The 3915-nt window shown below is 60.2% G+C and carries 3 protein-coding genes and 1 pseudogene; all 4 read left to right on the forward strand.

The annotated features are described in order from the left end of the window. Positions 1-204: pseudogene (locus AC1DDG_RS21570) on the forward strand (N-methyl-L-tryptophan oxidase); the annotation flags it as partial. 78 nt (positions 205-282) lie between these two features. After that, complete coding sequence (locus AC1DDG_RS21575; RefSeq protein ID WP_476877685.1) at positions 283-1536, forward strand: aspartate aminotransferase family protein; 1254 nt, start codon at positions 283-285, stop codon at positions 1534-1536. 29 nt (positions 1537-1565) lie between these two features. Beyond that, positions 1566-3020 carry an NAD-dependent succinate-semialdehyde dehydrogenase gene (locus tag AC1DDG_RS21580; RefSeq protein ID WP_476877686.1) on the forward strand — a complete coding sequence of 485 codons (1455 nt, stop codon included), beginning with the start codon at positions 1566-1568 and terminating at the stop codon, positions 3018-3020. A gap of 42 nt (positions 3021-3062) precedes the next feature. After that, a complete protein-coding gene (locus AC1DDG_RS21585) occupies positions 3063-3755 on the forward strand; it encodes a GntR family transcriptional regulator (protein ID WP_476877687.1) in 693 nt (230 codons plus the stop codon). The last annotated feature ends 160 nt before the right edge of the window (positions 3756-3915 follow it).

A 3915-nucleotide genomic window follows, 5' to 3' on the forward strand; every position in this document is an offset into this window, starting at 1 on the left:
TTTCCGGACCTCTACACCTCGGATGGGAACCCTCTGCTCGGCCACCTCAGGGAAAACAGCAAAATCTACTGCGCCACCGGCTTCTCCGGCCAAGGCTTCAAAATGGCCACCGGGTACGGCGAAATCGCCGCCAACGAAGCCCTGGGCAAACGCACCTTCGACGGCCTTGGTTTCGCGCGTCCCCAACGCTTCAACACGATGTAACACAAAGCACCCATAATGCGGATTTCCTGAACATCGCCTATTGTTGACAATCTACAGTTCCTAAGAAAGTATGAAGACATGGCAACTCTCAGTCCCCTCCTCAAGCAGGCCACTCCAGTCGTCGTAGACCACGCTCTCGGCAGCTGGATCCACGCGACCGACGGCAAAAAGTACCTCGATTTCACCACTGGAATCGGTGTTACCAGCACAGGTCACTGCCACCCCGACGTCGTAGCGGCAGCACGCGAGCAGGTGGGCAAGATTGTCCATGCCCAGTACACCACCGTGATGCACAAGCCCCTTCTGGAACTCACGGAAAAACTGGGAGAATTCCTGCCTTCGGGGCTGGACAGCGTTTTCTACGCCACGTCCGGCTCCGAGGCAGTGGAAGCTTCGGTCCGCCTCGCTCGCATGGCCACTGGGCGGCCCAACATCATCTCCTTCCACGGTGGCTTCCACGGCCGGACGGTGGGCGCTGCTTCGCTCACCACGGCCGGCACGAAGTTCCGTTCAGGATTTTCTCCCCTCATGGGTGGAGTGCACATTGCCCCCTTCCCGCACGCCTACCGGTATGGATGGGATGAGGAAACTGCAGTCAACTTCGCCCTGAAGGAATTGGATCACCTCCTCCTGAGCATCAGCAGCCCCGCAGATACGGCCGGTTTCATCATCGAACCTGTCCTGGGCGACGGCGGCTACATCCCCACTCCCCCTGCCTTCCTGCAGGGATTGCGGGAACGCGCCGACCGTCACGGCATCGTCCTCATCCTGGATGAGGTCCAGGCCGGCGTAGGGCGGACCGGAAAGTTCTGGGGCCACGACTGGGCAGGTATCACTCCTGACGTGGTTATCACCGCGAAGGGACTCGCCAGCGGCTTCCCCATCTCAGCCATCGCCGCCTCTACTGAGCTGATGGGCAAGGCCTGGGCGGGTTCACAGGGCGGCACCTATGGTGGAAACGCCGTAGCGGCCGCAGCCGGCGTCGCAACCTTGGGCGTTATTGAGCGCGAGAACCTGGTAGAGAATGCCCTGGTTCGGGGCGATGAGCTGCGGGCAGGGCTTGACAAGCTCAAGACAGAATTTGCGGGAATCGGAAATGTACGGGGCCGTGGCCTCATGCAAGGCGTTGAATTCACGTCTGCGGACAACACGCCTGATGCCGCTACGGCGCTGGCAGTCCAGCAGGCCGCTGTAAAGGAAGAGCTTCTTCTTCTCACCTGCGGGCCGAATGGCAACGTCGTCCGCATCATCCCCGCGCTGAACGTCAGCAGTGATGAGATCCAGACCGGCTTGGCCAGGTTCATCCAGGCGCTGAAGACAGCCACCTCCTAATCTTTCCCTTCAATCATTGAAAGCGTGACATGACCACTTCATTTGATCCAGGTACCCTCTACACCGACTTGTTCATAAATGGCACTTGGCAGAAGGCCAGCAACGGTGCTACATTTCCCGTTGAAAATCCGGCCACGAATGAAATCATTGCCTACGTGGCCGATGGCGGACCGGAAGATGCAGCCTTGGCTATCGAAGCCGCAGGTCGTGCCCAGGTCCAGTGGGGCAAGTCCACACCCCGCCAGCGTGCCGACATCCTGCGCCGCGCCTTTGAGCTGGTGATTGCCAACACCGATCGGCTCGCCGCGATCATGACCGCCGAAATGGGCAAGCCGCTTGCCGAAGCAAAGGGTGAAGTGGTTTACGGCGCCGAAATGCTTCGCTGGTTCTCCGAAGAAGCCGTGCGCATCAGCGGAGACCAGGCCACCTCCACCGACGGCAACACCCGCATTATGATCACCAAGGAACCCGTTGGTCCCTCCGTGCTGGTCACCCCGTGGAACTTCCCGCTGGCCATGGGCACCCGCAAGATCGCCCCCGCCGTCGCCGCCGGATGCACCATGGTCTTCAAGCCTGCCGAGCTGACGCCGCTGACGTCCCTTGCCCTCGTGGACATTTTCAAGCAGGCCGGCCTTCCCGACGGCGTGCTTAACGTCGTTACCACCTCCAGCGCCGCCAGCGTGGTGGAGAACTGGACGAGCAGCGGCATCGCACGCAAGATCAGCTTCACCGGCTCCACTGAGGTGGGCAAGATCCTGCTGCGCCAGGCGGCCGACAATGTTATGCGCTCCTCGATGGAACTGGGCGGAAATGCCCCGTTCATCGTCCTTGCTGACGCGGACATTGAGAAGGCAGTTGATGGCGCCATGAAGGCCAAAATGCGGAACATGGGCGAGGCCTGCACCGCCGCAAACCGTTTCTTCGTGCACCGGTCAGTGGTGGAGGAATTCAGTGAGAAGTTCGCCAAGAAGATCTCCGAACTGCGGGTAGGTAACGGCGCCGTGGAAGGAACCGAGGTCGGACCCCTGATCGAACTGAAGGGCCTGGACAAGGTTGAAAGCCTCGTAGCCGACGCGGTCGCCAAGGGCGCACGCGTCCTGACCGGAGGAAGCCGCCCGGAGGGGCGTGGATACTTCTACACGCCCACCGTCCTGACGGACGTCTCCTTGGACTCCGAGTTGATGAGCACCGAGATTTTCGGTCCGGTTGCAGCCATCACTCCGTTCGACAGCGAGGACGAAGTGCTACGCCTCGCCAACGACACCGAATGGGGCCTCGTTGGCTACGTCTTTACTGAGAATATGGACAAGGCCCTTCGCTTCTCCGCGGAACTGGAAGTGGGCATGGTCGGACTGAACACCGGCCTGGTCTCCAACCCCACAGCACCCTTCGGAGGCGTCAAGCAATCCGGGCTGGGGCGCGAAGGCGGCAAGATTGGCATCGAAGAATTTCTTGAGACCAAGTACACCGCAATAGCAGTCTAAAAAATATGTAGTTTGCCTAAGAGTGAAATGAGGGGGATGTCAATGGCGGCATCGGAGAGCCTGTTTGCACTGGAGGGGAGGCCCACGGCGCAGTTGATAGCCGATCAGCTGCGCGAACAAATTGTTCAGGGGGCCTTCGGCCCGGGAGAACAGATCAATGAATCTGTCCTGGCCTCACAGCTGCACACATCCAGGGGCCCTGTCCGTGAGGCGTTGCAGCGGCTGTGCCAGGAGGGGATCCTTGTCAGCCGGCGTAATCGGGGTGTTTTCGTACTCGAGCTCACTATCGCTGACATCAAGGAGATCTATGCCGTCCGTGAGGCTGTTGAATCAACCGCAGCAGACGCGCTGCTTGATGCCGGCCAGCATCCGGTTAAGCGCACCTGCCAGGCCCTGAAGGACATCATCAGGGACATGGCGAAACAGGTGGAGGTCTCGGACTGGCAGGCGATTGCACGGCTGGATATGCAATTCCATACCTCCTTCGTGGCCGGTGCAGGCAACACTCGACTGATCCGGATCTACGAGACCCTGGCAGCCGAATCGAGGATGTGCATTCTGAACCTGGCTGTCGCCTACCCCCGGATAGACGTCCTTGTGCAGGAACACCAGAACATCCTCGATCTGCTCAAGGCAGGCGACAGGGAAGAACTCCACAAAGCCATCAAACTCCACATGGAAAAGGCGGTCGAGGACCTCACCGGCACAAGGGAAGAGGCGGAAGCCACCGCCTGAGACGTTCTCCGGGGGTTATAGGACAAAACGTGTGTAATTCCCGGGTGTGTCATGTGCGTCCTGCCCATCCGGTGCGGTGCCAGAGGCCTTCTTCAGGGCTGAGTCCGGTGCTGTAGAGCTCGGGGCCGGGGTCCCGTTCTGTCGGGGCGCTGGCTTTGGT

This window comes from Arthrobacter sp. 10L430, assembly GCF_056395245.1.

What these genes read in the sequence shown, in the direction of transcription:
- AC1DDG_RS21580 (WP_476877686.1), top strand. Translation starts at nt 1,566, where the DNA reads ATGACCACTTCATTTGATCCAGGTACCCTCTACACCGACTTGTTCATA.
- AC1DDG_RS21575 (WP_476877685.1), top strand. Translation starts at nt 283, where the DNA reads ATGGCAACTCTCAGTCCCCTCCTCAAGCAGGCCACTCCAGTCGTCGTA.
- AC1DDG_RS21585 (WP_476877687.1), top strand. Translation starts at nt 3,063, where the DNA reads ATGGCGGCATCGGAGAGCCTGTTTGCACTGGAGGGGAGGCCCACGGCG.